The sequence below is a fragment of the Microbacterium sp. NPDC055683 genome, assembly GCF_053617895.1.
Map to the genome: position 1 here is coordinate 34,773 of NZ_JBSHGQ010000025.1, position 23,544 is coordinate 58,316.

Consider the following 23,544-nt stretch of genomic DNA (forward strand, 5'->3'; position numbering starts at 1 on the left):
ACGCCGGATGACGGCGGGTGCGGGAGGATGGCTCTGCCGGCTCGCGACAGGATCGGGCGGCGGCGGGAGGAGACGGCCATGTCCGACGTCAGCACGGGCGGCGCTGCGCCCGCGTACGCGCCGGTGCTCCCACCGCGGCCTCCGCGCCCCGGCCGTGCGCTCGCCGTGACCGCGCTCGCGCTCGCGATCGGCGGGGTGGTCGCGGCGTTCACCCCGCTCGCGATCGCGGGAGCGGCGCTCCTGGTCGCCCCCGCGCTCGTGCTCGCCGTCGTCGCACTCGCCCGCCGTGGGCGCGGTACCGGCACGAGCATCGCCGCGCTCGTGCTCGCCCTCGTCGGCGGGGCCGTCACGGCCGTGGGTGTGGTGGGCTACTTCTCCGCCCCGCAGCCGACCGTGTACGGATCGCCGTACACGATCGACGAGCCGGCGGCGCCGACAGGCGCATCCGACGACGATGCCGACCCGAGCGCGGCGCTCGAGCCCCTCGCTCTCGCGGTCGGCGAGACCGCGTCGGGCCGGGTGGGGCAGTCGTCGACCTGGTGGTTCGTCGCGATCGTCGACGCGGCCGACCGGGGCGCGGCAGCGGGCGTCGCGGCGGTGGAGGTCGATGCGATCTCCCCCGACGGCGAGGTTCTCCAGACGTTCTCGACGTACCGCGCCTTCCTCCCCGGCAGGACGGCCGTCGCGGGGTTCTTCTCCGATCTCGCCGGGGCTGAGGTGGCCGAGATCGCCGTGTCCGACCCGCTCGTCGACCCGCGCTATGACGAGCCCGTCGACGCCTGCGGCGGCGTCGAGGTGTCGGATGCCGCGGCGTCGTCCGACCCAGGTCTCCCGACGACGGTGGCCGGCGAGCTCTCCGTGGACCGGGACGGCGAGTGCCTCTCCCCCGGTGTCGTGGTCGTCGCACGCGACGCCGAGGGCGCGATCCTCGAAGCCGCGACCGGCTGGGCGACGCAGACGCCCGCAGACGGCGACACGGTGACGTTCGAGGCGTCGTTCCTCCAGGCGCTCCCCGCCGACGCGGTGTTCGAGACCTACCCGCTGCCCTGATCGGCCGCCGCGGTCACGACGCGCCCGCCGTTCCCGGCCCACGGGGAAGAAGATCGGCCGCCGCCCTTCGTGGGGGCGGCGGCCGGGTCTCGGGCGTCGGGGGTCAGCGCGCGGCGGAGCCCTCGACGTAGTCGGCGTCCTGCTGCTTCCAGGCGAACAGCGAGCGGAGCTCCTTGCCGGTCACCTCGATGGGGTGCTGCTGCTCCTTCTCGCGCAGGCCGAGGAACTCGGGGGCTCCCGCGTCCTGGTCGTCGATGAAGCGCTTCGCGAAGGCGCCGGACTGGATGTCGGCGAGGACCGCCTTCATGTTCTCCTTGACCTGCGCGTCGACGACGCGCGGGCCGGAGACGTAGTCGCCGAACTCGGCCGTGTCGGAGATCGACCAGCGCTGCTTGGCGATGCCGCCCTCCCACATGAGGTCGACGATGAGCTTGAGCTCGTGGAGCACCTCGAAGTAGGCGATCTGGGGCTGGTAGCCCGCCTCGGTGAGCACCTCGAAGCCCGCCTGCACGAGATGGCTCATCCCGCCGCACAGCACGGCCTGCTCGCCGAACAGGTCGGTCTCGGTCTCCTCGGTGAACGTCGTCTTGATGACGCCGGCGCGCGTGCCACCGATCGCCTTCGCGTACGAGAGGGCGACGTCCCACGCCTGGCCGGACGCGTCGCGCTCGACGGCGATGATGTCGGGGATGCCGCGCCCCGCGACGAACTCGCGGCGCACCGTGTGGCCGGGGGCCTTCGGCGCGATGAGGATGACGTCGACGCCCTCGGGGGCGTCGATGTAGCCGAAGCGGATGTTGAAGCCGTGCGCGAAGGCGAGCGTCTTGCCGGCGGCCAGGTTCGGCGCGATCGAGTCCGCGTAGATCGAGCGCTGGTGCTGGTCGGGCGCGAGGATCATGATGAGGTCGGCCCAGGCGGTCGCGTCGGCGACGTTCTTGACCTCGAAGCCCTCCTCCTGGGCCTTCTGGGTCGACTTCGACCCCTCCTTCAGCGCGATGACGACCTCGACACCCGAGTCGCGGAGGTTCTGCGCGTGGGCGTGGCCCTGCGAGCCGTAGCCGACGATCGCGACCTTCTTGTTCTGGATGATCGACAGATCGGCGTCTGCGTCGTAGAGGATCTCGGTCACTTTGTGTCTCTCTCTTTCGGATTCGGTTCTGAGTCAGCCGCGCAGGACGCGCTCGGTGATGGACTTGCCGCCGCGGCCGAGGGCGAGCAGGCCCGACTGGGCGAGCTCCTTGATCCCGAACGGCTCGATGGCCTTGAGGAACGCGTCGACCTTGCCCTGATCGCCCGTGACCTCGATCACGAGCGCGTCGGGCGCGTAGTCGACGACGTTCGCGCGGAACAGGTTGACGATCTCGAGCACGTTGGAGCGCGACGCGTTGTCGGCGCGCACCTTGACGAGCATGTGCTCGCGCTGCACGGACGCTGCGGGCTCGAGCTCGACGATCTTCACGACGTTGATGAGCTTGTTGAGCTGCTTCGTGACCTGCTCGAGCGGGAGGTCCTCGACGTCCACGACGACCGTGATGCGGGAGAGCCCGGGGATCTCGGTGACGCCGACGGCGAGCGAGTGGATGTTGAAGCCGCGTCGGGCGAACAGACCCGCCACGCGCGTGAGCAGGCCGGGGCGGTCCTCCACGAGGAGGCTCAGCACGTGAGACGACATGTCAGTCCTCCTCGGAGAAGGCGGGCGAGTGATCGCGCGCGTACTGGACGTAGCTGTTGCTGACGCCCTGCGGCACCATGGGCCACACCATGGCGTCGGCGCTCACGACGAAGTCGATCACGACGGGCCGGTCGTTCGTCTCGAGGGCGAGGCGGATCGCGTCGTCGATCTCCTCCTCCTTCTCGACGCGGATGGCGAGGCAGCCGTACGCCTCCGCGAGCTTGACGAAGTCGGGGATGCGCACGGTGTCGTGCCCCGTCTGCAGGTCGGTGTTGGAGTAGCGGCCGTCGTAGAACAGCGTCTGCCACTGGCGCACCATGCCGAGCGACGAGTTGTTGATGATCGCGACCTTGATCGGGATGTCGTTGAGCGCGCACGTGGCGAGCTCCTGGTTCGTCATCTGGAAGCAGCCGTCGCCGTCGATCGCCCACACCACGCGGTCGGGCTGAGCGACCTTCGCGCCCATGGCCGCGGGGACGGAGTAGCCCATGGTGCCGGCGCCGCCCGAGTTGAGCCACGAGTTCGGCCGCTCGTAGCGGATGAACTGCGCGGCCCACATCTGGTGCTGGCCGACGCCCGCGGCGTACACGCCCTCGGGTCCGGTGAGCTCGCCGATCCGCTGGATGATGTGCTGCGGAGCGAGCAGGCCGTCGGTGGTGGGGGTGTAGCCGAGGGGGTACTGGTCCTGCAGCCCTCGGAGGTACGCCCACCACTCGTCGTAGTCGGCGCCGTCCGACGCCGTCGCCGAGCGGAAGGCGGTGTCGAGGTCGACGAGCACCTCCTTGAGGTCGCCCACGATCGGGACGTCGGCGGTGCGGATCTTCGAGATCTCGGCGGGATCGATGTCGACGTGCACGACCTTGGCGTGCGGGGCGAACAGCGCCGCCTTGCCCGTGACACGGTCGTCGAAGCGCGCTCCGAGCGCCACGATGAGGTCGCTCTCCTGCAGCGCGAGCACGGCGGGCACCGACCCGTGCATGCCGGGCATGCCGAGGTGCTGGTCGTGCGAGTCGGGGAACGCTCCGCGCGCCATCAGCGTCGTCACGACGGGAGCGCCGGTCGCCTCGGCGAAGGTCTTGAGCTCCTCCGACGCCCGGGCGCGGATGACGCCGCCGCCCACGTACAGCACGGGCTTGCGCGCCTCGGCGAGGAGGGCGACGGCCGCCTGGATCTGCTTGCCGTGCGCCTTCGTGACGGGGCGGTAGCCGGGCAGGTCGTAGCGCGGCGGCCACACGAACGGCGCCTCCGCCTGCTGCGCGTCCTTCGTGATGTCGACGAGCACGGGGCCGGGGCGGCCCGTGGAGGCGACCTCGAAGGCGGCGGCGATCGCGCCGGGGATCTCGGCGGCGTCCTTCACGAGGAACGAGTGCTTCGTGATCGGCATCGTGATGCCGACGATGTCCGCCTCCTGGAACGCGTCGGTTCCCATGAGGGTGGAGAACACCTGCCCCGTGATGGCGACCATGGGCACGGAGTCCATGTACGCGTCGGCGATGGCGGTGACGAGGTTGGTGGCACCGGGACCGCTCGTCGCGATCGCGACCCCCACCTTGCCGCTCGCAGCGGCGTAGCCCTCGGCGGCGTGACCGGCGCCCTGCTCGTGGCGCACGAGGATGTGCCGCAGCTGGGTGGCGGACAGGAGCGGGTCGTAGACGGGGAGGATGGCGCCGCCCGGGAGCCCGAAGACGTCGGTCACACCGAGCAGCTCGAGCGAGCGGACGACGGCCTCGGCACCCGTGAGCACGGGCGCTTGCGCGGAGGTGCGGGCGGGCGGCCGTGGCACGGCCGGGGCGGATTCGGCAGGCATGATGATGCTTCCTCGCTTGATGATCGGGAGGGGCTGCGCGCGTCTCGCGCCGGAATGCGCGACCGGCTCAGCCGGTCGTCGCGCCTTCGGCGGCGGAGCGCACGAGCTTGGAGTACTTGGCCAGGACGCCTCGGGTGTAGCGCGGGGGCAGGGGCTCCCAGTCGGAACGGCGGGAGCTCAGCTCTGCCTCGTCGACGAGTAGGTCGAGAGTACGAGCCGCGATATCGACCCTGATCAGATCACCATCGCGCACGAGGGCGATCGGACCTCCGTCCGCCGCCTCTGGTGCGATATGGCCGATGCACAGTCCGGTTGTGCCGCCTGAGAATCGACCGTCCGTCAAGAGTAGTACATCCTTGCCGAGCCCTGCGCCCTTGATGGCCGCGGTGATGGCGAGCATCTCGCGCATGCCCGGCCCGCCCTTGGGGCCCTCGTAGCGGATGACGACGACGTCGCCTGCGCGGATGTCGCCCTCCGCGAGCGCGTCCATGGCCCCGCGTTCGCGCTCGAACACGCGGGCCGGCCCCTCGAAGACGGAGGCGTCGAACCCGGCGGTCTTCACCACCGCGCCCTCCGGCGCGAGCGTTCCGTGCAGGATCGTGATGCCGCCGGTGGCGTGGATGGGGTCGTCGAAGCGGTGCACGACGGTGCCGTCGATCGGATCGGGGTCGAGGTCGCGCAGGTTCTCGGCGACCGTCTTCCCCGTGACGGTGAGGGCGTCTCCGTGCAGGAGACCTTCGTCGAGCATCGCCTTCATGATGACGGGGATGCCGCCGTGACGGTCGACGTCGTTCATGACGTACTTCCCGAACGGCTTCATGTCCGCGACGTGCGGGACTCGGTCGCCGATGCGGTTGAAGTCGTGCAGCGAGAGCTCGACCTCCGCTTCGCGGGCGATCGCGAGCAGATGCAGCACGACGTTGGTGGAGCCGCCGAGCGCCATCGCGAGCGCGATGGCGTTCTCGAACGACTCCTTCGTGAGGATGTCCTTCGTCGTGATCCCCTGGCGGAGGAGGTTCACGACGGCCTCGCCGGACCGATGGGCGAACTGGTCGCGGCGGCGATCGGCCGACGGCGGCGCGGCGGAGCCCGGCAGGCTCAGGCCCAGGGCCTCGGCGACCGACGCCATCGTGTTGGCCGTGTACATCCCGCCGCACGCGCCCTCGCCCGGCGCGAAGGCGCACTCGATGCGCTTCAGGTCCTCCTCCGACATGAGGCCGGCCCGGCAGGCGCCGACCGCCTCGAAGGAGTCGATGATGGTGATGTCCTTCTCCGTGCCGTCGGAGAGCTTGACCCAGCCCGGCGCGATCGATCCCGCGTAGAGGAAGACGCTCGAGAGCGCCAGGCGCGCGCTCGCCATGAGCATGCCGGGGATCGACTTGTCGCAGCCGGCCAGCAGGACGGTGCCGTCGAGGCGCTCGGCCATGATGACGGTCTCGACGCTGTCCGCGATGACCTCGCGGCTCACGAGCGAGAAGTGCATGCCCTCGTGGCCCATCGAGATGCCGTCGGAGACCGAGACCGTGCCGAACTGCAGCGGGTACCCGCCGCCCGAGTGGACGCCCTCCTTGGCCCCCTGGGCGAGCCGGTCGAGCGAGAGGTTGCAGGGCGTGATCTCGTTCCAGCTCGAGGCGATGCCGATCTGGGGCTTGTCCCAGTCGGCGTCTCCCATCCCGACGGCGCGGAGCATTCCGCGCGACGTCGTGGCCTCGATGCCGTCGGTCACGACACGGCTGCGGGGTTTCAGGTCGATCGAGGACGCGTCGGTCACGGTGGCAGTCTATGCCTCTCGCGCGTCGACCTCGGCCTCTCGGGCGTCGGCGATCTCGTCGAGGAGCAGGGCGAGCGCTCCGGGGTCGGCGACGCGCACCTGCGCCGCGGTCTCGCCGTCGCCCACGCGCACCCCGAGATCACCCTCGCCGAGCGACCGCAGCGCGTCCTCGTCGGTCACGTCGTCGCCCGCGAACACGACGCCCGTCGCGCCCGTCTCCGCGCGAAGCGCCGCGATCGCGGTGTCCTTGCCCTCGTGCCGCCAGGCGAACTCGACGACGTCGCGGCCCGTGCGCCGACGCCATCCGGGCGCGCGCTCGGCCACCAGCGCGTCCACGGCCGTCGCGGCCTCCGCGGCGGCGGCGTCGTCCGCGAGGCGCGTGTGCAGGCCGAACCCGAACGCCTTCCGCTCGATCCACGCGCCCGCGACGTCGGCCACGGCCGCCTCCGCGTCCGCGATCAGGTCGGCGGCGCCATCCGGAGCGGCCGGAGCGGATGCGCCCCCGGAGCCGGGCCGCCAGTGCTCTGCTCCGTGCGAGCCGGACAGCCAGACGGGCGATGCGTCGTCGTGCTCGGCGATGACGCGGAGGTCGGCGAGCGAGCGGCCCGACACGAAGGCCACGACGGTGTCGGGGAGCGCTGCGAGCCGCGCCACGGCGGTGCGCGCCTCGGGGAGCGCACGCGCCGTCATCGGCTCGTCGACGAGCGGAGCGAGGGTGCCGTCGAAGTCGAGTGCGACGAGCAGGCGCCGCGTCCGGGCGACCCCCGCGATCGCGTGGGCCGTCACGAGGCGGCCGCCGTCCGCTGGGTGCGGATGTGCTCCAGGTCGGCGAGGAAGCGCCTGCCCCAGCGCTCGACGTCGTTCTCGAGCACGCGGCGGCGCATGCTGCGCATCCGGCGGGACTGCTCGGCCGGCGACATCTCGATGGCGCGCATGACGGCGTCCTTCATGCCGTCGATGTCGTGGGGGTTCACCAGCAGCGCGCTGGAGAGCTCGTCCGCCGCTCCCGCGAACTCGCTCAGCATGAGCACGCCGCGGTTGTCGGCGTGCACGGCGACGTACTCCTTGGCGACGAGGTTCATCCCGTCCCGCAGGGCCGTGACGAGCATGACGTCGGCAGCGAGATACAGCGCCACCATCTCCTCGCGGGGGAACCCCTGGTGGAGGTAGCGGATGGCGGTGTGGTGGATCGTGTCGTAGTCGCCGTTGATGCGCCCCACCGTGAGCTCGATCTCGTCGCGGAGGTCCTGGTAGGCCTCGACGCCGGGACGGCTGGGGCTCGCGACCTGCACGAGCGTCACGTCGCCCACCTCGACGCGGCCGTCCTCGAGGAGCTCGCCGAACGCCTTGAGGCGGTGGCGGATGCCCTTCGTGTAGTCGAGCCGGTCGACGCCGAGCAGCACCTTCGACGGGTTGCCGAGCTGCTCGCGGATCTCGACCGCCCTCGCGCGGATCGACGGGTCCTGCGCGAGCTCGATGAACGACTGCGCGTCGATCGAGATCGGGTACGCCTTCGCGATGGCGGTCCGCGTCGTCCCGTCCGGCTGCGGCACCGAGATGGTGTCGCTCTTCGTCTGGTGGCGCAGCACACGGCGGATCGAACGCTGGAAGTTCCCGGCGTCGGAGACGCGCTGGAAGCCGATGACGTCGGCCCCGAGCAGCCCCTCGAGCACCTGGCGCCGCCACGGGAGCTGCGCGTACAGCCCGTATGCGGGGAACGGGATGTGGTGGAAGTACCCGATGACGATGTCGGGACGCAGTTCGCGCAGCATCTGCGGGACGAGCTGGAGCTGGTAGTCCTGCACCCAGACGAATCCCCCGGGGGCGACGACCTCGGACGCGGCCTCGGCGAAGCGGCGGTTGACCCTCACGTACGCGTCCCACCACGAGCGCTTGTAGACCGGCGTCGCGATGACGTCGTGGTAGAGCGGCCAGATCGTGCCGTTCGAGAAGCCCTCGTAGTAGTCCTCGAGCTCCTCCTCGCTGAGCGACACGGGCACGAGACGCGTGCCGTCGAAGTCGAACGGCTCGACGTCGAGATCGGCCTTGCCGGCCCAGCCCACCCACGCGCCGTCGACCTTCTGCATCACCTGCTCGAGGGCGGTGACGAGACCGCCCGGTGACCGCCGCCACGCCGGCTCGCCGTCGTCGCCGGCGATCCGGTCGACGGGGAGGCGGTTGGCGATGACGACGAGTTCTGCTTCGGGCATGACGCTCCTCTGTTCGGCTCGTTCAGTGTATCCAGCGGGCCGTCGCCGCTCCCGACGGGCCGCCGCCCTTGACGCGCGCGCGGACTGCGGCTACCGCGCGGGCGCGTGCACCCCGCGACGATCGCGGCGACCGGAGGCGGCCGCCCCGCGCCGATGCGCTCCCGCAACCAGGGCGCTAGCGTTGACCCATGCGCAAGTACCTCCTCGGAACCGGTCTCTTCGGCGCGATCACGAGCGGCTATTCGCTCCTCAAGGGCTCCGACGACCGTCGGTTCACGTGGCGCGTCGCGCTCGCCTGGCTGAGCTGGGGCATCACCCTCGCCCTCGCGATCGGAGAGGCGCGCGACATCCGCACCGCGTCACGGGGCGGCACGGTGGCCGACGACTCCCCCATCTCCGGCAAGGAGTACAAGTACTCGGGAGCCGCGAAGCCGCGCGACGCGGGCCGACGCTCGCGGAAGTAGCCACACGGGGCGCCCGACGGGCGCCCTCTTCCGTCCCACATATATAACTTGCATATATATGTGGGTTATACTCATCGGCGTGGATCACGCAGCCGACCTCGAGCGCCTCATCATCGCGGCGCATGCGCTCACGCGCATCGCCGCCCTGGAGACGCGCAGCGAGGCGCCGGCCGCGCAGTGGCGCACGCTCGCTCTCCTGCGCGACAACGGGCCGCTCCGCATCGGCGAGCTCGCCCGGCTGAGCCGCGTCACGCAGCCGGGGATGACGAAGCTCGCCGGCGCCATGGAGCAGGCGGGCCTCGTCATCCGCGAGCCCGATCCCGACGACTCCCGCGCCGTGCGCGTGATCGCCACCCCCGAGGGCGAGGCAGCGTACGCCGCATGGCGCACGCAGTTCGTCGCCGCCCTCCTCCCCCGCTTCTCCGACCTCGGGGCCGCCGACTGGGATGCCCTGAGCACCGCGGCCGACCTGCTCTCGCGCCGGACGACGGGGGAGACGCCCATCCGCCCCGCACCAGGAGAGGAGCCATCCGAGCGATGAGCTCAGGACACCACAACGGATCCATCTGGAAGCAGCCGACCGCCGTCTGGGCGGTCGCGTTCGCGAGCGTCGTCGCCTTCATGGGGATCGGCCTCGTCGACCCCATCCTTCCCGCGATCGCCGAGCAGCTGCATGCGACACCGGCCGAGAGCGAGCTGCTCTTCACGAGCTATCTCGTCATCACGGGGCTCGTCATGCTCTTCACGAGCGTCGTCTCGAGCCGCATCGGAGCCAAGCGGACCCTCCTCACCGGCCTCGGCTTCATCCTCGTGTTCGCCTTCCTCTGCGCGATCAGCGGCTCGGTCGACCTCGTCATCGGGTTCCGCGCCGGATGGGGCCTCGGCAACGCGCTCTTCATCTCCACGGCGCTCGCCACCATCGTGGGCGCCGCGGCGGGCGGCAGCGCGGGCGCCATCATGCTCTACGAGGCCGCGCTCGGCGTCGGCCTCGCCATCGGGCCGCTCCTGGGCGGCCTCCTCGGCTCCCTCACGTGGCGCGCCCCGTTCTTCGGCGTGGCGGTGCTCATGGCGATCGCCGTCATCGCGATCTCGGTCCTGCTGAAGACGCCCCCCGCCGCCGAGCGCCCCCAGCCCGTCCGCCTGACAGCGGCCTTCCGCGCGCTCGGCACGCCCGCGCTCGGCCTCCTCGCGGTCGCCGCGGTCTTCTACAACGTCGCCTTCTTCGTGCTCCTCGCGTACTCCCCGTTCCCTCTCGGGTTCGACGCCACGGGCATCGGGCTGACGTTCTTCGGATGGGGTCTCGCGCTCGCGATCTCCTCGGTGTGGGGCGCCCCTCTCCTCCTGCGGGTCGTGAAGCGCACGACCGCCATCGTCATCGTGCTGCCGCTCATCGCCGTCGACCTCGTCGTCGCCGGGATCCTCGTCGAGAGCAAGGTCGCGCTCGTCGCCTGCATCATCGCGGGCGGGTTCCTCTTCGGGTTCATGAACACGATCCTCACGGAGACCGTCATGGACGCCACCGACATCCCGCGGCCGATCGCATCGTCCGCCTACTCCGGCGTGCGCTTCCTGGGCGGCGCCGCCGCGCCCCCCGTCGCCGCGCTCCTCGCCGAGCTCGGCGGCCACACCGCCCCGTACCTCTTCGGCGCCGCCGCGGCGGTCGTCGCCGCGATCGTCGTCCTCTCGGGACGCCGTCTGCTGGCCCGTGCGGACGCCGCGCAGGAGACGCCGGCGCGGCAGGCGGAGGCCGTGGCGGTCGGCGACGCCGGCTGAGACGCATCGGATGCGCAGGAGGCGCCGCCCGGTCGGCGGCGCCTCCTGCGCATCCGCACGAAACATTTCCGAAACGCAACGTACCGTAATCTGACGGCATGTCCTCCCACGACGGCCCCGGCCGCCCCGCCGACGCCGAGCTGACGGCTCGCATCCTCGACGCCGTCGTCGCCGAGCTCGAAGACGGCGGCTACGCCGGTCTGCGGATCGAGCGCGTCGCCGCACGAGCGGGATGCGGCAAGACCGCGATCTACCGGCGCTACGCCGACCGCGGCGTGCTGGCCGCCGCTGCCATCCGTCGCCACCTCGTGCTCGGCGAGATGCCCGACACGGGCTCGGTCGTCGACGACCTGCTCGCCCACGTCGAGCAGAACCAGGCGAATCAGGCCCAGAACGCGGCGCGCATCGGCTTCTCGTCGGTCGCGCGCAGCGCCTTCGCGAGCGACGTCTTCCCGCACCTGTGGGAGAGCTTCTTCGCCGCGCGCCGCGACCAGGGCGTCGCCATCCTCCGCCGCGGCGCCGCCCGCGGCGAGCTGTCCGCCGACGCGGACCCCGATCTCATCCTCGACGCGCTCGCCGGGCTCACCCTCTACCGGCAGGGCGTGAAGGGCGTCACCATCGCCCGCGAGGAGTACCGCGACGTGATCGCGGCCCTGCTCCGCCTGCCGCCTCGGCGGCACCCCCTCGCCCCCTGACCGCGGCACGGCCGCGACCCGAGAAAAAGGCCATCATGACCGACTCCCCCGCCGTGCGCACCTCCGTGCGCGCGATCGTCGGATTCCTCCTCTTCTGCGAGCTCGCGAGCGGATTCGTGCAGGGCTACTACGCCCCGCTGCTCGCCGACATCGCCCGTCATCTCGGCGTCAACGACGCCGACATCACCTGGTTCCTCACCGTGCAGACGCTCGCGGCCGCGGTGTGCGTCCCGCTCCTGTCGAAGCTCGGCGACATCTTCGGCCACCGGCGCATGCTCCGGATCGCCGTCGTGTCGGTGCTCGTCGGCGTGCTCGTGACGGCGCTCGTGCCGCACTACGGCGTCGTGCTCGCCGCCCGCGTGCTCGTCGGCCCTCTCGCCGTCTGGCTCCCGCTCGAGATCGCGCTCGTGCACAACCGCATCACGGGCGACGGCGCCCGCAAGGCGATCGGCATGCTCGTCTCCGTGCTCACCTTCGGCGCGATCCTCGGCACCGTGGCCTCGGGGATCGTGAGCGCCGTATCGCCCTCGCTCACCATCACGCTGCTCGTGCCGGGTATCCTCGTCGTCGTGAGCGCGTACGCCGTGTTCGCGAAGGTGCCGGAGTCGACCAGCCGCACGCACCCGCACGTCGACGTGCTCGGCTTCGTCGGAATCGGCGTCGCGATGGTCTCCCTCCTGCTCGGGCTCCACCTCGCCTCCGAGCACGGTCTCGCCTCCCCGCTCACGCTCGGCGTGCTGGCCTTCGCGCTCGTCGTCTTCGCGGCGTGGGTCGTGTGGGAGCGCCGTGCGAAGGCGCCCGCCGTCGACGTCGGGCTCGTGACCTCGCGCCGGCTCGGGCCGATCTACCTCACCGCCTTCGGGTTCGGCGCCGTCATGTTCGGCGGCCAGGCGCCGTCGTCGACCTTCCTCGCGGCCGATCGCGCGGTGGCCGGCTACGGCTTCGACGCCGACGCGAGCCTCATCTCGGCCATGACCGCTCTCGTGACGATCCTCGCGACGATCGGCGCGGCGACGTTCTCGACGCTCGCCCGGCGCATCGGGATGCGCGCCGTGCTCATCCTCGGCGCATCGCTCGCCGCGTTCGGCAACGCGCTCGTCATCCCCTTCCACGACGAGCTCTGGCAGCTGTGGATGACGAACGGATTCAAGGGGGTCGGCATGGGCCTGCTGCTGGGGGCGCTGCCCGCGACCCTCGCCGAGCTCGCCCCGAGCGATCAGACCGGCATCGCCGCAGGCGTGTACAACTCGCTGCGCACCCTCGGCGGCGCGGCGGCCGGCGCCGTGTTCGCCCTCGTCCTCTCGACGGCGCTCGCCCCCGGCGCCGACTTCCCCGGCATCGAGGGCTACATCACGGTCTGGGCCGTGGAGGCCTGCGCGTTCGCCGTCGGTGTCGTCGCCCTCGCCTTGCTGCGTCTGCCTGCCGGCACGCGCACCGCCCAGCCCGTCGCCGCGCACTGACCATCCCCCGATCGGAGAGCACCGCCCATGACCGCACCCGACTTCCGCGCTGCAGGCGCCGAGATCCTTCCCGACCTCGTCGCCCTCCGTCGCGCGCTCCACGCCGAGCCCGAGCTGGGCCTCGATCTGCCCCTGACGCAGCGCAAGGTCCTCGACGCCCTCTCCGGACTCGATCTCGAGATCTCCCTCGGCACGGGCCTCACCTCCGTCGTCGCCGTCCTGCGCGGCGGACGCCCCGGCCCCACCGTGCTGCTGCGCGGCGACATGGACGCCCTGCCGATCGTCGAGCTCGCGCCGGTCGACTTCGCGTCGGCCAACGGCTCCATGCACGCGTGCGGCCACGACCTGCACACCGCGGGGCTCGTGGGCGCCGCCCGGCTGCTGCACGCGCACCGCGCCGATCTCGCGGGCGACGTCGTCTTCATGTTCCAGCCGGGCGAGGAGGGGCAGGGTGGCGCCCGCATCATGATCGAGGAGGGCCTGCTCGATGCCTCGGGATCGACGCCCGTCGCGGCCTACGCCGTGCACGTCGCCCCCGGCCCGCGCGGTGTGTTCGCGACCCGCGCGGGCGCGGCGTGCGCGGGCTCCAACCAGCTCGCGGTGACCGTCAAGGGCCGCGGCGGGCACGGCTCGCAGCCGCACCAGACGATCGATCCCGTGCCCGTGGCCGCGGAGATCGTGCTGGCGCTGCAGACGTTCGCCAACCGGCGCTTCGACGCCTTCGACCCGGTCATCCTCTCCGTCACGAAGCTCGACGCCGGTGACGCCGTCAACGTCATCCCGGAGAGCGCCCGCCTCGCGGCGACGATCCGGACGCTCTCCCCCGCCTCGCTCGCGATCCTCCGGGACGAGATGCCGCGTCTGGTCAGGGGGATCGCCGAGGCGCACGGCTGCACGGCCGATGTCGAGTTCGACGTGATGTACCCCGTCACCGTCAACGACGCCGACACGACCGCCGCCGCCGTGGCGGCCCTGCGAGACGCCTTCGGCACCGGACGGGTGCTCGAGATGCCGACTCCCATGATGGGCTCGGAGGACTTCTCGTTCGTCCTCGACGAGGTCCCCGGCACGTTCGTGGCGCTGATGACCTCGCCTCCCGACCTCGATCCCGCCACGATCGAGTGGAACCACTCGCCCCGCGTGCAGTTCGACGACGCGGTGCTCGGCGATCAGGCCGCCGCGCTCGCCACGCTCGCGTGGCGACGCCTCGCCGCCGGGTGACGACCATCCGGGTACCCCGCTGAGGCCCTCTCGCGGTCCTCTCGCGGGGCACCCGGACTGCACAGGCACCCCGTCCTACAATTCGAGGATGCCCGATATCGCTGAGACCGCATGAGCGGCTTCGCCCCCCTCAACGCACCGACGCCGACCCGCCTGAGCGACGTCGTGTTCGAGAAGATCGCCGCGTCGATCATCTCCGGCGAGTTCGCGCCCGGCACGCAGCTCAAGGACGACGAGCTCGCTACCTCGCTCGGCGTCTCGCGCATGCCCGTGCGCGAGGCGTTCCTGCGCCTCGAGCGCACCGGCATGATCGAGATGGTCGCGAGCCGCTACACGCGCGTCGCCGATCTCACCCCCGAGCTCGTCCGCGACGCCTTCGAGTTCGCGGGCAACCAGGCCGGATGGGCGGCTCTGCTCGCCGTGCAGCGCATGACCGACGACGAGCTCGACGCGGCGATCGGGCTCCTCGACGCCGTCATCGCCGGCGACAGCTCCACCTCCGAGCAGAGGCTGCGCGCCGACGCGTTCTACATGCAGCTCGTCGCCCACTCACGCAGCCCCCACCTCGTGCTCGTCACGCGCGACATCACGCTCGCGCTCGCACGCGCCGTCCACAGCGTCGACTTCGATGTCATCCCCGAGGATATGCGGGCCCGGATGGACGACGGCTACCGTCGGCTGCGTGACGCTCTCGAGGCACGGGACGCCGTCGCGGCCGAACGCACCGTGCGCGAGATCCACGCGGTCTACGCATCCGCCGTCTGACTCGCCGAGGCCGTCCGACTCGGGAAAGGGTGCCGCGCGCCGAAGACGCGGAGCAGCGCGGCGCTCTTCGCGACCGTCTCGTCGGCCTCCGACGCGACCACGCTGTCGAACGTGATGGCGCCGCCGGTGCCGATGACGGCCTCGCCGTCGCGGATGACCGCGGTGCGGATGACGACGGACAGATCCACCGCACCGCACCGTGAGAAGAATCCCAGCACCCCCGAGTACACGCCGCGCGGCGCGGCCTCGAGCCGGTCCAGCAGCTCGACGGTGCGCCGCTTCGGTGCTCCCGTCATCGACCCGGGCGGGAACAGCGCCTGCGCCGCACGCACGCCGGCGGCCGGACCGGGGAGCAGCCTCGAGCGGACGACCGTCACGAGCTGGTGCACCGTCGCGTAGCTCTCGACGGCCATCAGATCGGGGACCTCGACGCTGCCGGGCGCGCTCACCCGGCCGAGGTCGTTGCGCAGGAGGTCGACGATCATGAGGTTCTCGGCGCGCGTCTTGGGATCCGCCGCGAGCGCCCGCGCCGCCGCCGCGTCGCCGACCGGGTCGTCGACGCGGCGCGCGGTGCCCTTGATGGGCTTCGTCTCCGCGCGGCCGTCGGGGGCGACCGCGAGGTACCGCTCTGGCGAGCACGACAGCACGGACCGACCAGGGAGGCGGAGGAAGGCGGCGTAGGGGGCGGGGTTCGCCCTGCGGAGCCGGCGGTACGCGCCGAGGGGCTCCTCCGCGACGGGCACGCGGAGCGCGTAGGTGTAGCACGCCTCGTAGGAGTCGCCGGCCTCGAGCCACGTGCGCACCTCGTCGAGATCGGCGCCGTAGCGCGTGCGGTCGACGGATGACGTCGCCGCGACCGGCGACGGCGAGGGCGGCACGGCCGGGGCCGGCGGGCACGCCGCGATGCGCGCGAGCGTGCGGTCGAGCCAGGCACGGCCATCCGCCGCGTCGGCCTCGGGGCCGACGGCCACGGCGTGGACGACGTGCTCGCGGTGGTCGACGACGACGAATCTGCTGAGCCGCACGAGCTGCGCGATCGGCTCTCCCGCAGGGGCGGGCGCGCCGATGTCCTTGGCGCCGTACCCGATCCATCCGACCCATCCGCCGGCGAACGGCAGGCCGGGGATGGGCGCCACGGGCCGTGCGGCGATGTCGTGGGCGACCGCCGTCCAGGGGTCGTCCCCTGAGGCGAAGTCGCGGACGTCTGCCCGTCCGCCGTCCGGCGCGCCGAGGATCGACCAGCGGCCCATGCCGTACGCCGTCTGCGCGCTGTCGAGCCAGACGGCGATCTCATCGTCGGCGTAGAGGTGGGTGAAGAGCGCCTCCGCGTCGACGCGCAGCGGCCGCCTCTCCGTCCACGCGCGCCAGCCTCCGTCCACCGTGTCACTCATCCCCCGCTCCCTCCTGGTGCAGGAAGCGGGAGAGGATGGCCGCGCCGTGCGGCGTCCCGATCGACTCGGGATGGAACTGCACTCCGAACCATCCCCGTTCCGGGTCCTCCCCCGCCATCGCGACGCCGTCGGCCGTGCGGGCGGTGATGCGCAGCGGCGCCGGATCCGCGACGGCGAGCGAGTGGTAGCGCGTCGCCTCGAACGTCCGAGGGATGTCGGCCAGCAGCACCGACGATCCGTCGTGCGCGACGACGTCGACGCGTCCGTGGGCGGGACGAGGCGCGGGGACGACGCTCCCGCCGAGCGCGACCGCCATGGTCTGGAAGCCGAGGCACACCCCGAGGACGGGGACGCGCGCGACGGCGAGGAGGTCGAGCGCACGGCCGACGTCGTCCGCGCGGTGGGGCGTGCCGGGCCCCGGCCCCAGCACGATGTGGGAGTACGCGTCGACGGAGGCGAGGTCGATCCGGTCGCTCTCCACGAGGTCGGGCCGCGCTCCCGTCTCGCACCAGAGCAGCTGCAGGAGGTTGCCGGTGTACGAGTCGTAGTTGTCGACGAGGAGCACGCGCCGACGCGGATGGGGGCCCTTCGTCATCGCCTCCATTGTGCGGCATGCGCGGCGTCGAGGATGCCAGACTGTCTGCATGCAGCAGCTCGACGGCGCCCCCGTCCCGCCCTCGGAGCTGCAGGCGCTCGCGCTCGTGAACTTCGGGCACTTCACGACCATGCGGGTGACGCGCGCGGCGGTGCGCGGGCGGGATCTCCATCTCGCGCGCCTCGCGCGCGACGCGCGGACCCTGTTCGGCATCGCGCTCGACCCCGCCCTCGTGCGCACGCGGGTGCGCGGGGCGCTCGCCGACGAGCCGGATGACGTCGTCGCCCGCGTGACGGTGTACGACCCGGCTCTCCCGCTCGAGCGCACGGGCGCGCCGGCGAGCCCCCGCATCCTCGTCACGCCGAGGCCGGCACCCCGCGGGCCGGCCTCGGCTCTGCGCCTGCGCTCGACCGCGTATCGGAGGGACGCGCCGCGCATCAAGCACACGGGGCTCTTCGGCGCGCTCGCCGAACGACGCGCCGCACAGCGGGCGGGGTTCGACGACGCGGTGTTCGCCGATGCGGAGGGGCGGCTGTCGGAGGGCCCGACGTGGAGCCTCGGGTTCTGGGACGGCGACGACATCGTGTGGCCGGAGGCCGACGTGCTCGAGGGCGTCACCCGCTCCCTCCTCGGGGGCGTCGCGCGGGAGATCCGGCTCAGCGACCTCTCCCGCATGCACGCCGCCTTCGCCGCGAACGCGGGCACCGGCATCCGCCCCGTCGCGTCGATCGACGACGTGGCGTGGGCTGCCGGGCATCCCGCGCTCGCACGGATCGCCGCCGCCTACGAGGCGATCGCGCCTCAGCCGCTGTAGGCCGACAGCACCCTCTCGGCCTCGCGAGCCGTGTCCCCCGTGTTGTTGACGAGCTGACGCGATCCACGCAGCTTCGCCGCGATGTGCTCGCCGACCGTGACGGGCGCGTAGAGGGGCTGCTCGCCCGGTGCGACGGTCCCGGGGATCGACTCGATGACGGCATCGACGTTGCCGTCGAAGAAGAACGCGGCCGATCGACGGCGCCGGATGGTGCCGTCGATGACGGGCGGCTTCACGCGGTGCAGCGTCGAGCGCCAGCGCTCGTTGGTCATGCGCGCCGTGACGTCGCCGAGGTTGACGAGCAGCGCTCCGGGCAGCGGCGAGACGTCGTGCCATGCTCCGTCTGCGTCGAGCACCTGGAGCCCCTTGACGTCGTCGGCCCAGAGCAGGGTGACGATGCCGAAGTCGGTGTGCTCGCCCATCCCGATGAGGTCGCCGTCGAGATCGACGCGCGTGCCGTCGGGGAGGGCGTAGTTGTTCATCCGCAGCACGTTGAGGGAGTGGTCCGTCATGAGGTCGAAGTGACCGGGGGCGAGGCCGAGCGCATCGGCGAAGATGCGCATCATGACGCGCGCCACGTCGTCGGCCTCGGCGAGCCATCCTTCGACGTCCTCGCGGAAGGACTCCGCCTCGGCCGGCCAGATGTTGTCGGCGTACTCCGCGCCGTCGAGGTCGGCATGCGGGTAGTGGGCGGCCGTGAAGCCGACGTTGAACGCCTCGAAGAAGTCGTTCATGCGCTCCGCCTTCTCGACGCCGAGGCTCAGGCTCAGCCGCTCCGACTTCGGGGGCGTGTAGCCGCGGTTGATCCCCTTCGGCGCGCGGTAGCCCGCCTTGACCTCGGCGGGCAGGGCGAAGAACCGGTCGATCGCGCGGCCGAGGCGCGCCCATGCCTCCAGGCCGATGCCGTGACCCGTGATCTGCATGAAGCCGACGGTGCGCGCGGCCTCGTCGAACGCCGCCGCGACCGCGGCGCGCGCCGCCTCGTCGCCGTCGGCGATGTACGGGGTGATGTCGATCGCCGGTACCGTGAACTCGGACATCGAGAACCTCCTTCTGCGGCGCTCCCGGCGCCGAACTGATAAGTATTGGTAATCATGACGGATGACCAAGAGCCGCGGGTTTCCGCGACGTTACAGATCGACGACGACGTCACGGCCGCCGTGGGGCGCGCCCTCGCCGCCGCGCGCGCCGACGCGGGCATGTCGATGCGCGAGCTCGCTCGCCGCGCCGAGGTGAGCCAGCCGTTCCTCAGCCAGGTCGAGAGGGGGCGCGCCATCCCGTCGATCCTCACGCTCTACCGGATCGCCGAGGCGCTCGGCCTGTCTCCGCGTGCGCTCATGCCCCGCACGGGCGACGTGCGCGCGGGCGCGCGCATCGTGCGCAGCGCCGAGGGTGTGCGGATGGCCGTGTCGGAGAGCCCCGACGCCGCCCGCGCACGGCTCCTCACGGCCGGCGGCGATCACCGGCTCGAGGTCGTCGAGTACGACGTCGCACCGGGCCAGGATCTCGGCGACGCGTTCCGCAGCGCGGGCGAGATGACGGTCTACGTCCTCTCCGGCGAGTTGATCGTCGACGTCGAGGGCGAGGCGACCGCGACCCTCGCGGCGGGCGACGCCGTCTCGCACGACGCGGCGCTGCCGCATCGCTGGCGCGCCCCACGGGGCGCGCGCGTGCTCCTCGCCGTCAGCCACGCGTAGGGTCGGGGGCATGAGCGACGTCGTGATCACCGTCCGCGGCGAGGACGAGGAGCGGATCGCCCCCGAGCTCGGCACCGCGCATGTCGCCGTGCGGGCCGAAGGCGCCGTGCGCACGGAGGTGGTCTCCGCTCTCGCGGCTCTCGCCGCACCCGTGCGCGCGTCGCTCGAAGCTCGGGAGACGTCGGGAGCCGTCGGCGAGTGGTCGATCGATCGGATGGCGCTGCACGCCGAACGGCCGTGGACGCCGTCGGGCGAGCCCGCCGAGCCCGTGCACCACGCGTCGCTCGACGTCTCGGCGTCGTTCGCAGACGCGGGCGACCTGTCCGAGTGGCTCGCGGAGATCTCCCCCTGGGACGGCGTCGAGATCAGCCGCGTCGAGTGGCGCCTGACCGCCGCGACGCGGGCCGCGGTCGAGCGTGCCGTGGCGGCCCGCGCGATCCGGTCCGCGGTCGCGCGTGCGACGGCGTACGCGGCGGCGATCGGACGCGACGAGGTCGTCCCCCTCGAGATCGCCGACGCCGGCCTGCTCGGGCGATCGGACGACGTCGCCGCGTTCGCCAAGGCCGTGAGCGCCGATAGGGTCGGGGCGACCTCGCTGCGCCCGGAGGACCTCGTCATCGGCGCGGTCGTCGAGGCGCGCTTCGCCGCGCGCTGAGGTCCCTCAGCTCCGGCCGGGCGCGCCGACCGTGAGCGCAGCCGGCTCGCTGCGGACGAGGCCGTGCGCGTTCTCGACGACGGCGCGCACGAGCAGGTCGCCGCGCACCCTGTCGATGCGGTAGGCCGCCGTCCCCTCGACTGCCCGCTCCGCGCGCGATCCCGCGGCGGCCGTCCACGTCGCACCGCCGTCCGACGACGTCTCCCACGTGACGACAGGGGCCGGGGAGCCCGTCACCTCGACCGTGAACTCCGCCGACCGGTTCTTCCGCGCCGACGCATCCCGCGGCGCCGTCACGATCGCGGCCGGATCCGCCGTCTCGTCGGCGACGGGCCATCCGTCCACCCACTCGAGGCGCTGCAGGCCGAGTCGCGGGAAGTACGGGATCTCGGCGTTCGCCGCGTCGTAGTAGTGGAACGCGAGCACGCCGTCCGCGACCGACTGCCCGCCCGGGCCGACGACCGCGCCATGCGTGTCGAGCAGCGTCGTGCCCCCGCCGCCGAGCATGTCCCTGCCGTCCTGGTCGAGGTACGGGCCCGTGACCGACGTCGAGCGCCCGACGGCGACGTGGTAGGTGCTGTCCGCTCCCTGGCAGCACGCGTCGAACGACACGAACAGGTAGTACCAGCCGTCATGCTCCTCGATGAAGGGGGCCTCCACGCGGTTTCCGGGCGCGAAGCGGTCGACGAGGTGCACGGCGTCCTCGAGCGCCCCCGCGACGGGCTTTCCGCTGGGCCACTCCAGCTCGACGAGGAAGATGCCGTGCCAGTGCGACCCGATCGCCATGTAGGGCGTTCCGTCGGCGTCCTCGACGATACCGGCGTCGATCGCGTTGAATTCCTTGCCGTCGGCGATGGTCTGCGGCGACGAGATGACGGGCCCCCGGTCGACCCACTCGTAGGCGGGATCGTCGGGATCGAGCGTCGTGTTGGTCGCGAGGGCCGTGACCGACGCGTTCGTTCCGAAGCGGGACGCCGAGTAGTAGAGGTAGTACGTGCCGTCGTGCTCGTGGATCTCTGGCGCCCACAGGTTGTCGGGCAGCGCCCCGTCGGAGAACTCGGCGTCGATCCATGCCGGGATCTCGTCCCAGACGTTGTCGCCGCGCTCCCACGTCACGCCGCCGTCGTTCGACGACCAGGTGAGGATGGTGCCTCCTCCGGCGCGTCCGACCTCGCCCGTGGAGTACACGTGCCACGTGCCCGTCTCCTCGTCGATGAACAGGGAGGGGTCATGGACGGGAGCGGTCTCCCCCGTGATCGACAGGCCCCCCGATGGCTCGGCCGCGGCGGGCCCCGCGAGAGTCGGCGCGGCGATGACGACGGTCGTGAGGACCGCCGCCCCCGCGACCGCGAGGGATCGGATGACTGTTCTGCGTGACGGCATGTCCACCCTTTACAACGTTGTATACAGGTCGACGCCGACTCTAGGGCCCCTCCTCTCCTGCGTCAAGCATCCGAGGCGCACCCGCGCGCGTCCTACCGTGGAACGGTGACCGCCCTCGTCTGGTTCCGCGATGACCTCCGGCTCGCCGACCATCCCGCTCTCCGCGCCGCGCTCGACACCGGGGAGCCAGTGCTCGGCGTCTACGTGCTCGACGAGGAGTCGCCGGGCGTCCGCCCGCTCGGCGGCGCCGCCCGGTGGTGGCTGCATCACTCGCTCGCCTCGCTGGCGGGCCGTCTCGCGGAGAAGGGATCAGCCCTCGTGCTCCGTCGCGGCTCCGCCGCGCGCGAGATCCCCCGTCTCGTCGACGACGCCGACGCGCGGGGCGTGTTCTGGAACCGCCGCTACGGCGGCGCGGAGCGCGAGGTCGACGCGGCGCTCAAGACGGCCCTGCGCGAGCGCGGCGTCGACGCGCGCTCCTCCGCCGCGTCCCTCCTCTTCGAGCCGTGGACCGTGACGACGGGGGCGGGCGCACCCTACTCCGTCTTCACGCCCTTCTGGCGTGCGTGTCTCGCGATGCCGGCGCCGCGCCATCCGCTGCCCGAGCCGCGCGACATCACGGGGCCTGCGCGCACGCCCCACTCGGACGCGCTGGACGACTGGGGGCTGCTGCCCTCCGATCCCGACTGGGCCGGCGGCCTCAGGGAGACCTGGGAGCCCGGCGAGCCCGCCGCGCGGAGCCGGCTGCGCGCGTTCCTCGCCGACGACGTCGACGACTACGCCCGCGCGCGCGACGAGCCGGCTGCGGGCGTGACCTCCGGACTATCGCCTCGCCTGCGCTGGGGGGAGCTGAGCCCCTTCACGGTCTGGCACGAGGCGATCGCGTCGGGTGCCGACGTCGGGGGCTTCCTGTCCGAGGTGGGGTGGCGCGAGTTCGCCTGGCACACGCTGTTCCACCATCCCGACCTCGCGACCGTCAACCTCAACAGGAGATTCGACGCGTTCCCGTGGCCCCGGCTGCGGCCGTCCCTCCTGCGCGCCTGGCAGCGCGGTCGAACGGGCATCCCGCTCGTCGACGCGGGGATGCGCGAGCTCTGGGAGACGGGCGTCATGCACAATCGGGTGCGGATGGTCGTCGCCTCGTTCCTCGTCAAGAACCTGCTCATCGACTGGCGGCGCGGGGAGGAGTGGTTCTGGGACACCCTCGTCGACGCAGACGGCGCGAGCAATCCGTTCAACTGGCAGTGGGTGGCGGGGTCGGGGGCCGATGCGGCTCCGTACTTCCGCGTGTTCAACCCCCTGCTGCAGGCGGAGAAGTTCGATCCGCACGGCGAGTACGTGCGACGCTGGGCGCCGGACCATGCGGATGGCACGGGGCCGGAGCCGATCGTCGACCTCGCCGAAACGCGCCGCGCCGCGCTCGACGCATACGAGGCGGTCAAGCGCGGCTGACTCGGGTCATCCCGCCGGGTACGGCGCCGCCCGCAGCGCGCGTGCGAGGTGCGCGGCGTTGGCCGCCGCCGTCTTCCGCGCCGACACGACCGGCTCGGGCGTCTCGGCGAGATCGCGGTAGTCGACCGACCCCATCGCCTCGCCGTTCCAGTAGACGGTTGCCTGCGCGGGGATCGTGTAGCCGATGTCGTCGAGCGACTGGAAGAGGATCGCCGCGATGTGATGGGCGCCGTCCTCGTTGCCGACGATCCCCGCGATCGCGACCTTGTCGAAGAGGACGGGCCTGCCATCCCCGTCGGTCTCGGACAGCTCCGCATCCAGGCGCTCGAGCGCTCGCTGAGCGACGCTCGAGTGCTGCCCCATCCAGGTCGGGGTCGCGAGCACGAGAATGTCCGCCGCGAGGACGCGCTCCCGGATGGCCGGCCAGTCGTCTCCCTCGCCCATATCGGCATCGACGCCCGGCCGCACGTCGTGGTCGACGAGGCGGATGGCGGAGCCCTCGACCCCGTGGGAGGCGAGGTCGCCGAGGATCTGCTCGGCGAGGAGCTGCGAGCTCGATGCGGCGGGCGACGGCTTCAGCGAGCAGACCAGGGCGAGGGCGGTGAGAGTCGTATCGGTCATGCCGCGACGGTACGGGGCACGGCCGAGGCCGGGAACGGGGTTCCGTTCCCG

At 72.2% G+C, this 23,544-nt stretch carries 23 protein-coding genes; 12 read left to right on the top strand and 11 right to left on the bottom strand.

Annotated elements, in window-relative coordinates:
* The first annotated feature begins 78 nt into the window (after window positions 1–78).
* On the top strand, window positions 79–1,050 hold the full coding sequence (locus tag ACWGPF_RS10925) for a hypothetical protein (RefSeq protein ID WP_452332853.1): 972 nt from the start codon (window positions 79–81) through the stop codon (window positions 1,048–1,050).
* Between the two features lie 103 nt (window positions 1,051–1,153).
* On the opposite strand, the gene ilvC is transcribed toward ACWGPF_RS10925, so the two are convergent.
* The 6 genes from ilvC to otsA form a co-directional block, all read right to left on the bottom strand.
* Window positions 1,154–2,179 carry a ketol-acid reductoisomerase gene (gene ilvC / locus ACWGPF_RS10930; protein ID WP_345435013.1) on the bottom strand — a complete coding sequence of 342 codons (1,026 nt, stop codon included), beginning with the start codon at window positions 2,177–2,179 and terminating at the stop codon, window positions 1,154–1,156.
* 33 nt (window positions 2,180–2,212) lie between these two features.
* Complete coding sequence (ilvN, locus tag ACWGPF_RS10935; protein ID WP_345435011.1) at window positions 2,213–2,722, bottom strand: acetolactate synthase small subunit; 510 nt, start codon at window positions 2,720–2,722, stop codon at window positions 2,213–2,215.
* A 1-nt stretch (window position 2,723) separates the two neighbouring features.
* The gene (locus ACWGPF_RS10940; protein WP_452332854.1) at window positions 2,724–4,529 is read right to left on the bottom strand and encodes an acetolactate synthase large subunit; all 1,806 of its coding nucleotides are present in this window, start codon (window positions 4,527–4,529) and stop codon (window positions 2,724–2,726) included.
* A 67-nt stretch (window positions 4,530–4,596) separates the two neighbouring features.
* Window positions 4,597–6,300 (bottom strand): dihydroxy-acid dehydratase, encoded by a 1,704-nt coding sequence (ilvD, locus tag ACWGPF_RS10945; RefSeq protein ID WP_452332855.1) that lies wholly within the window; start codon window positions 6,298–6,300, stop codon window positions 4,597–4,599.
* 9 nt (window positions 6,301–6,309) lie between these two features.
* On the bottom strand, window positions 6,310–7,086 hold the full coding sequence (gene otsB / locus ACWGPF_RS10950; protein ID WP_452332856.1) for a trehalose-phosphatase: 777 nt from the start codon (window positions 7,084–7,086) through the stop codon (window positions 6,310–6,312).
* On the bottom strand, window positions 7,083–8,510 hold the full coding sequence (gene otsA, locus ACWGPF_RS10955; protein ID WP_452332857.1) for an alpha,alpha-trehalose-phosphate synthase (UDP-forming): 1,428 nt from the start codon (window positions 8,508–8,510) through the stop codon (window positions 7,083–7,085). The genes otsB and otsA overlap by 4 nt, the downstream gene beginning before the upstream one ends.
* Window positions 8,511–8,698: 188 nt before the next feature.
* Between otsA and ACWGPF_RS10960 the strand changes: the two genes are divergently transcribed.
* From ACWGPF_RS10960 to ACWGPF_RS10990, 7 genes are all read left to right on the top strand, one after another.
* Entirely contained in the window at window positions 8,699–8,974 is a 276-nt protein-coding gene (locus ACWGPF_RS10960) for a hypothetical protein (RefSeq protein ID WP_452332858.1), read from the top strand.
* Between the two features lie 79 nt (window positions 8,975–9,053).
* Window positions 9,054–9,515: a MarR family winged helix-turn-helix transcriptional regulator gene (locus tag ACWGPF_RS10965; protein ID WP_452332859.1), complete on the top strand. Its 462-nt coding sequence runs from the start codon at window positions 9,054–9,056 to the stop codon at window positions 9,513–9,515.
* On the top strand, window positions 9,512–10,747 hold the full coding sequence (locus ACWGPF_RS10970; protein WP_452332860.1) for an MFS transporter: 1,236 nt from the start codon (window positions 9,512–9,514) through the stop codon (window positions 10,745–10,747). The genes ACWGPF_RS10965 and ACWGPF_RS10970 overlap by 4 nt, the downstream gene beginning before the upstream one ends.
* A gap of 98 nt (window positions 10,748–10,845) precedes the next feature.
* Window positions 10,846–11,442, top strand: a complete 597-nt coding sequence (locus tag ACWGPF_RS10975) for a TetR/AcrR family transcriptional regulator (protein ID WP_345434997.1) — start codon at window positions 10,846–10,848, stop codon at window positions 11,440–11,442.
* Window positions 11,443–11,477: 35 nt separating this feature from the next.
* On the top strand, window positions 11,478–12,902 hold the full coding sequence (locus tag ACWGPF_RS10980) for an MFS transporter (RefSeq protein WP_452332861.1): 1,425 nt from the start codon (window positions 11,478–11,480) through the stop codon (window positions 12,900–12,902).
* A gap of 27 nt (window positions 12,903–12,929) precedes the next feature.
* The gene (locus tag ACWGPF_RS10985; RefSeq protein ID WP_452332862.1) at window positions 12,930–14,123 is read left to right on the top strand and encodes a M20 metallopeptidase family protein; all 1,194 of its coding nucleotides are present in this window, start codon (window positions 12,930–12,932) and stop codon (window positions 14,121–14,123) included.
* Window positions 14,124–14,234: 111 nt separating this feature from the next.
* Window positions 14,235–14,888, top strand: coding sequence for a GntR family transcriptional regulator (locus ACWGPF_RS10990; RefSeq protein ID WP_452332863.1), 654 nt, complete (start codon window positions 14,235–14,237; stop codon window positions 14,886–14,888).
* On the opposite strand, the gene ACWGPF_RS10995 is transcribed toward ACWGPF_RS10990, so the two are convergent.
* Window positions 14,870–16,279, bottom strand: coding sequence for an anthranilate synthase component I family protein (locus ACWGPF_RS10995; RefSeq protein ID WP_452332864.1), 1,410 nt, complete (start codon window positions 16,277–16,279; stop codon window positions 14,870–14,872). The genes ACWGPF_RS10990 and ACWGPF_RS10995 overlap by 19 nt on opposite strands.
* Entirely contained in the window at window positions 16,272–16,874 is a 603-nt protein-coding gene (locus tag ACWGPF_RS11000; RefSeq protein ID WP_452332865.1) for an anthranilate synthase component II, read from the bottom strand. Before ACWGPF_RS11000 ends, ACWGPF_RS10995 begins: the two co-directional genes overlap by 8 nt.
* A 49-nt stretch (window positions 16,875–16,923) precedes the next feature.
* Here ACWGPF_RS11000 and ACWGPF_RS11005 point away from each other — a divergent pair, with 49 nt between their 5' ends.
* Entirely contained in the window at window positions 16,924–17,688 is a 765-nt protein-coding gene (locus ACWGPF_RS11005; protein WP_452332866.1) for an aminotransferase class IV, read from the top strand.
* Here the strand turns inward: ACWGPF_RS11005 and ACWGPF_RS11010 are convergent.
* The gene (locus tag ACWGPF_RS11010; protein ID WP_452332867.1) at window positions 17,676–18,728 is read right to left on the bottom strand and encodes an isopenicillin N synthase family dioxygenase; all 1,053 of its coding nucleotides are present in this window, start codon (window positions 18,726–18,728) and stop codon (window positions 17,676–17,678) included. The genes ACWGPF_RS11005 and ACWGPF_RS11010 overlap by 13 nt on opposite strands.
* A gap of 54 nt (window positions 18,729–18,782) precedes the next feature.
* Here ACWGPF_RS11010 and ACWGPF_RS11015 point away from each other — a divergent pair, with 54 nt between their 5' ends.
* Both ACWGPF_RS11015 and ACWGPF_RS11020 read left to right on the top strand, forming a co-directional pair.
* A complete protein-coding gene (locus ACWGPF_RS11015; RefSeq protein WP_452332868.1) occupies window positions 18,783–19,385 on the top strand; it encodes a helix-turn-helix domain-containing protein in 603 nt (200 codons plus the stop codon).
* A 10-nt stretch (window positions 19,386–19,395) separates the two neighbouring features.
* The gene (locus tag ACWGPF_RS11020) at window positions 19,396–20,040 is read left to right on the top strand and encodes an SIMPL domain-containing protein (protein WP_452332869.1); all 645 of its coding nucleotides are present in this window, start codon (window positions 19,396–19,398) and stop codon (window positions 20,038–20,040) included.
* Window positions 20,041–20,046: 6 nt separating this feature from the next.
* Here ACWGPF_RS11020 and ACWGPF_RS11025 read toward each other — a convergent pair whose 3' ends face one another.
* Window positions 20,047–21,423, bottom strand: coding sequence for a glycoside hydrolase family 43 protein (locus tag ACWGPF_RS11025; RefSeq protein ID WP_452332870.1), 1,377 nt, complete (start codon window positions 21,421–21,423; stop codon window positions 20,047–20,049).
* Window positions 21,424–21,528: 105 nt separating this feature from the next.
* On the opposite strand from ACWGPF_RS11025, the gene ACWGPF_RS11030 reads away from it, so the two are divergent.
* Complete coding sequence (locus tag ACWGPF_RS11030) at window positions 21,529–22,872, top strand: cryptochrome/photolyase family protein (RefSeq protein ID WP_452332871.1); 1,344 nt, start codon at window positions 21,529–21,531, stop codon at window positions 22,870–22,872.
* A gap of 6 nt (window positions 22,873–22,878) precedes the next feature.
* Here the strand turns inward: ACWGPF_RS11030 and ACWGPF_RS11035 are convergent, their stop codons facing one another.
* The gene (locus tag ACWGPF_RS11035; RefSeq protein WP_452332872.1) at window positions 22,879–23,493 is read right to left on the bottom strand and encodes a flavodoxin family protein; all 615 of its coding nucleotides are present in this window, start codon (window positions 23,491–23,493) and stop codon (window positions 22,879–22,881) included.
* Between the last annotated feature and the right edge of the window lie 51 nt (window positions 23,494–23,544).

Coding starts and splice junctions, on each gene's coding strand:
- ACWGPF_RS10960 (WP_452332858.1), top strand. CDS start 8,699: ATGCGCAAGTACCTCCTCGGAACCGGTCTCTTCGGCGCGATCACGAGC.
- ACWGPF_RS11025 (WP_452332870.1), bottom strand. CDS start 21,423: ATGCCGTCACGCAGAACAGTCATCCGATCCCTCGCGGTCGCGGGGGCG.
- ilvN (WP_345435011.1), bottom strand. CDS start 2,722: ATGTCGTCTCACGTGCTGAGCCTCCTCGTGGAGGACCGCCCCGGCCTG.
- ACWGPF_RS10940 (WP_452332854.1), bottom strand. CDS start 4,529: ATGCCTGCCGAATCCGCCCCGGCCGTGCCACGGCCGCCCGCCCGCACC.
- ACWGPF_RS10995 (WP_452332864.1), bottom strand. CDS start 16,279: ATGAGTGACACGGTGGACGGAGGCTGGCGCGCGTGGACGGAGAGGCGG.
- ACWGPF_RS10970 (WP_452332860.1), top strand. CDS start 9,512: ATGAGCTCAGGACACCACAACGGATCCATCTGGAAGCAGCCGACCGCC.
- ACWGPF_RS10990 (WP_452332863.1), top strand. CDS start 14,235: ATGAGCGGCTTCGCCCCCCTCAACGCACCGACGCCGACCCGCCTGAGC.
- ACWGPF_RS10975 (WP_345434997.1), top strand. CDS start 10,846: ATGTCCTCCCACGACGGCCCCGGCCGCCCCGCCGACGCCGAGCTGACG.
- ACWGPF_RS11020 (WP_452332869.1), top strand. CDS start 19,396: ATGAGCGACGTCGTGATCACCGTCCGCGGCGAGGACGAGGAGCGGATC.
- ACWGPF_RS11000 (WP_452332865.1), bottom strand. CDS start 16,874: ATGACGAAGGGCCCCCATCCGCGTCGGCGCGTGCTCCTCGTCGACAAC.
- ACWGPF_RS11035 (WP_452332872.1), bottom strand. CDS start 23,493: ATGACCGATACGACTCTCACCGCCCTCGCCCTGGTCTGCTCGCTGAAG.
- ACWGPF_RS10925 (WP_452332853.1), top strand. CDS start 79: ATGTCCGACGTCAGCACGGGCGGCGCTGCGCCCGCGTACGCGCCGGTG.
- ACWGPF_RS11015 (WP_452332868.1), top strand. CDS start 18,783: ATGACGGATGACCAAGAGCCGCGGGTTTCCGCGACGTTACAGATCGAC.
- otsA (WP_452332857.1), bottom strand. CDS start 8,510: ATGCCCGAAGCAGAACTCGTCGTCATCGCCAACCGCCTCCCCGTCGAC.
- ACWGPF_RS11005 (WP_452332866.1), top strand. CDS start 16,924: ATGCAGCAGCTCGACGGCGCCCCCGTCCCGCCCTCGGAGCTGCAGGCG.
- ACWGPF_RS11010 (WP_452332867.1), bottom strand. CDS start 18,728: ATGTCCGAGTTCACGGTACCGGCGATCGACATCACCCCGTACATCGCC.
- ACWGPF_RS10985 (WP_452332862.1), top strand. CDS start 12,930: ATGACCGCACCCGACTTCCGCGCTGCAGGCGCCGAGATCCTTCCCGAC.
- ACWGPF_RS10980 (WP_452332861.1), top strand. CDS start 11,478: ATGACCGACTCCCCCGCCGTGCGCACCTCCGTGCGCGCGATCGTCGGA.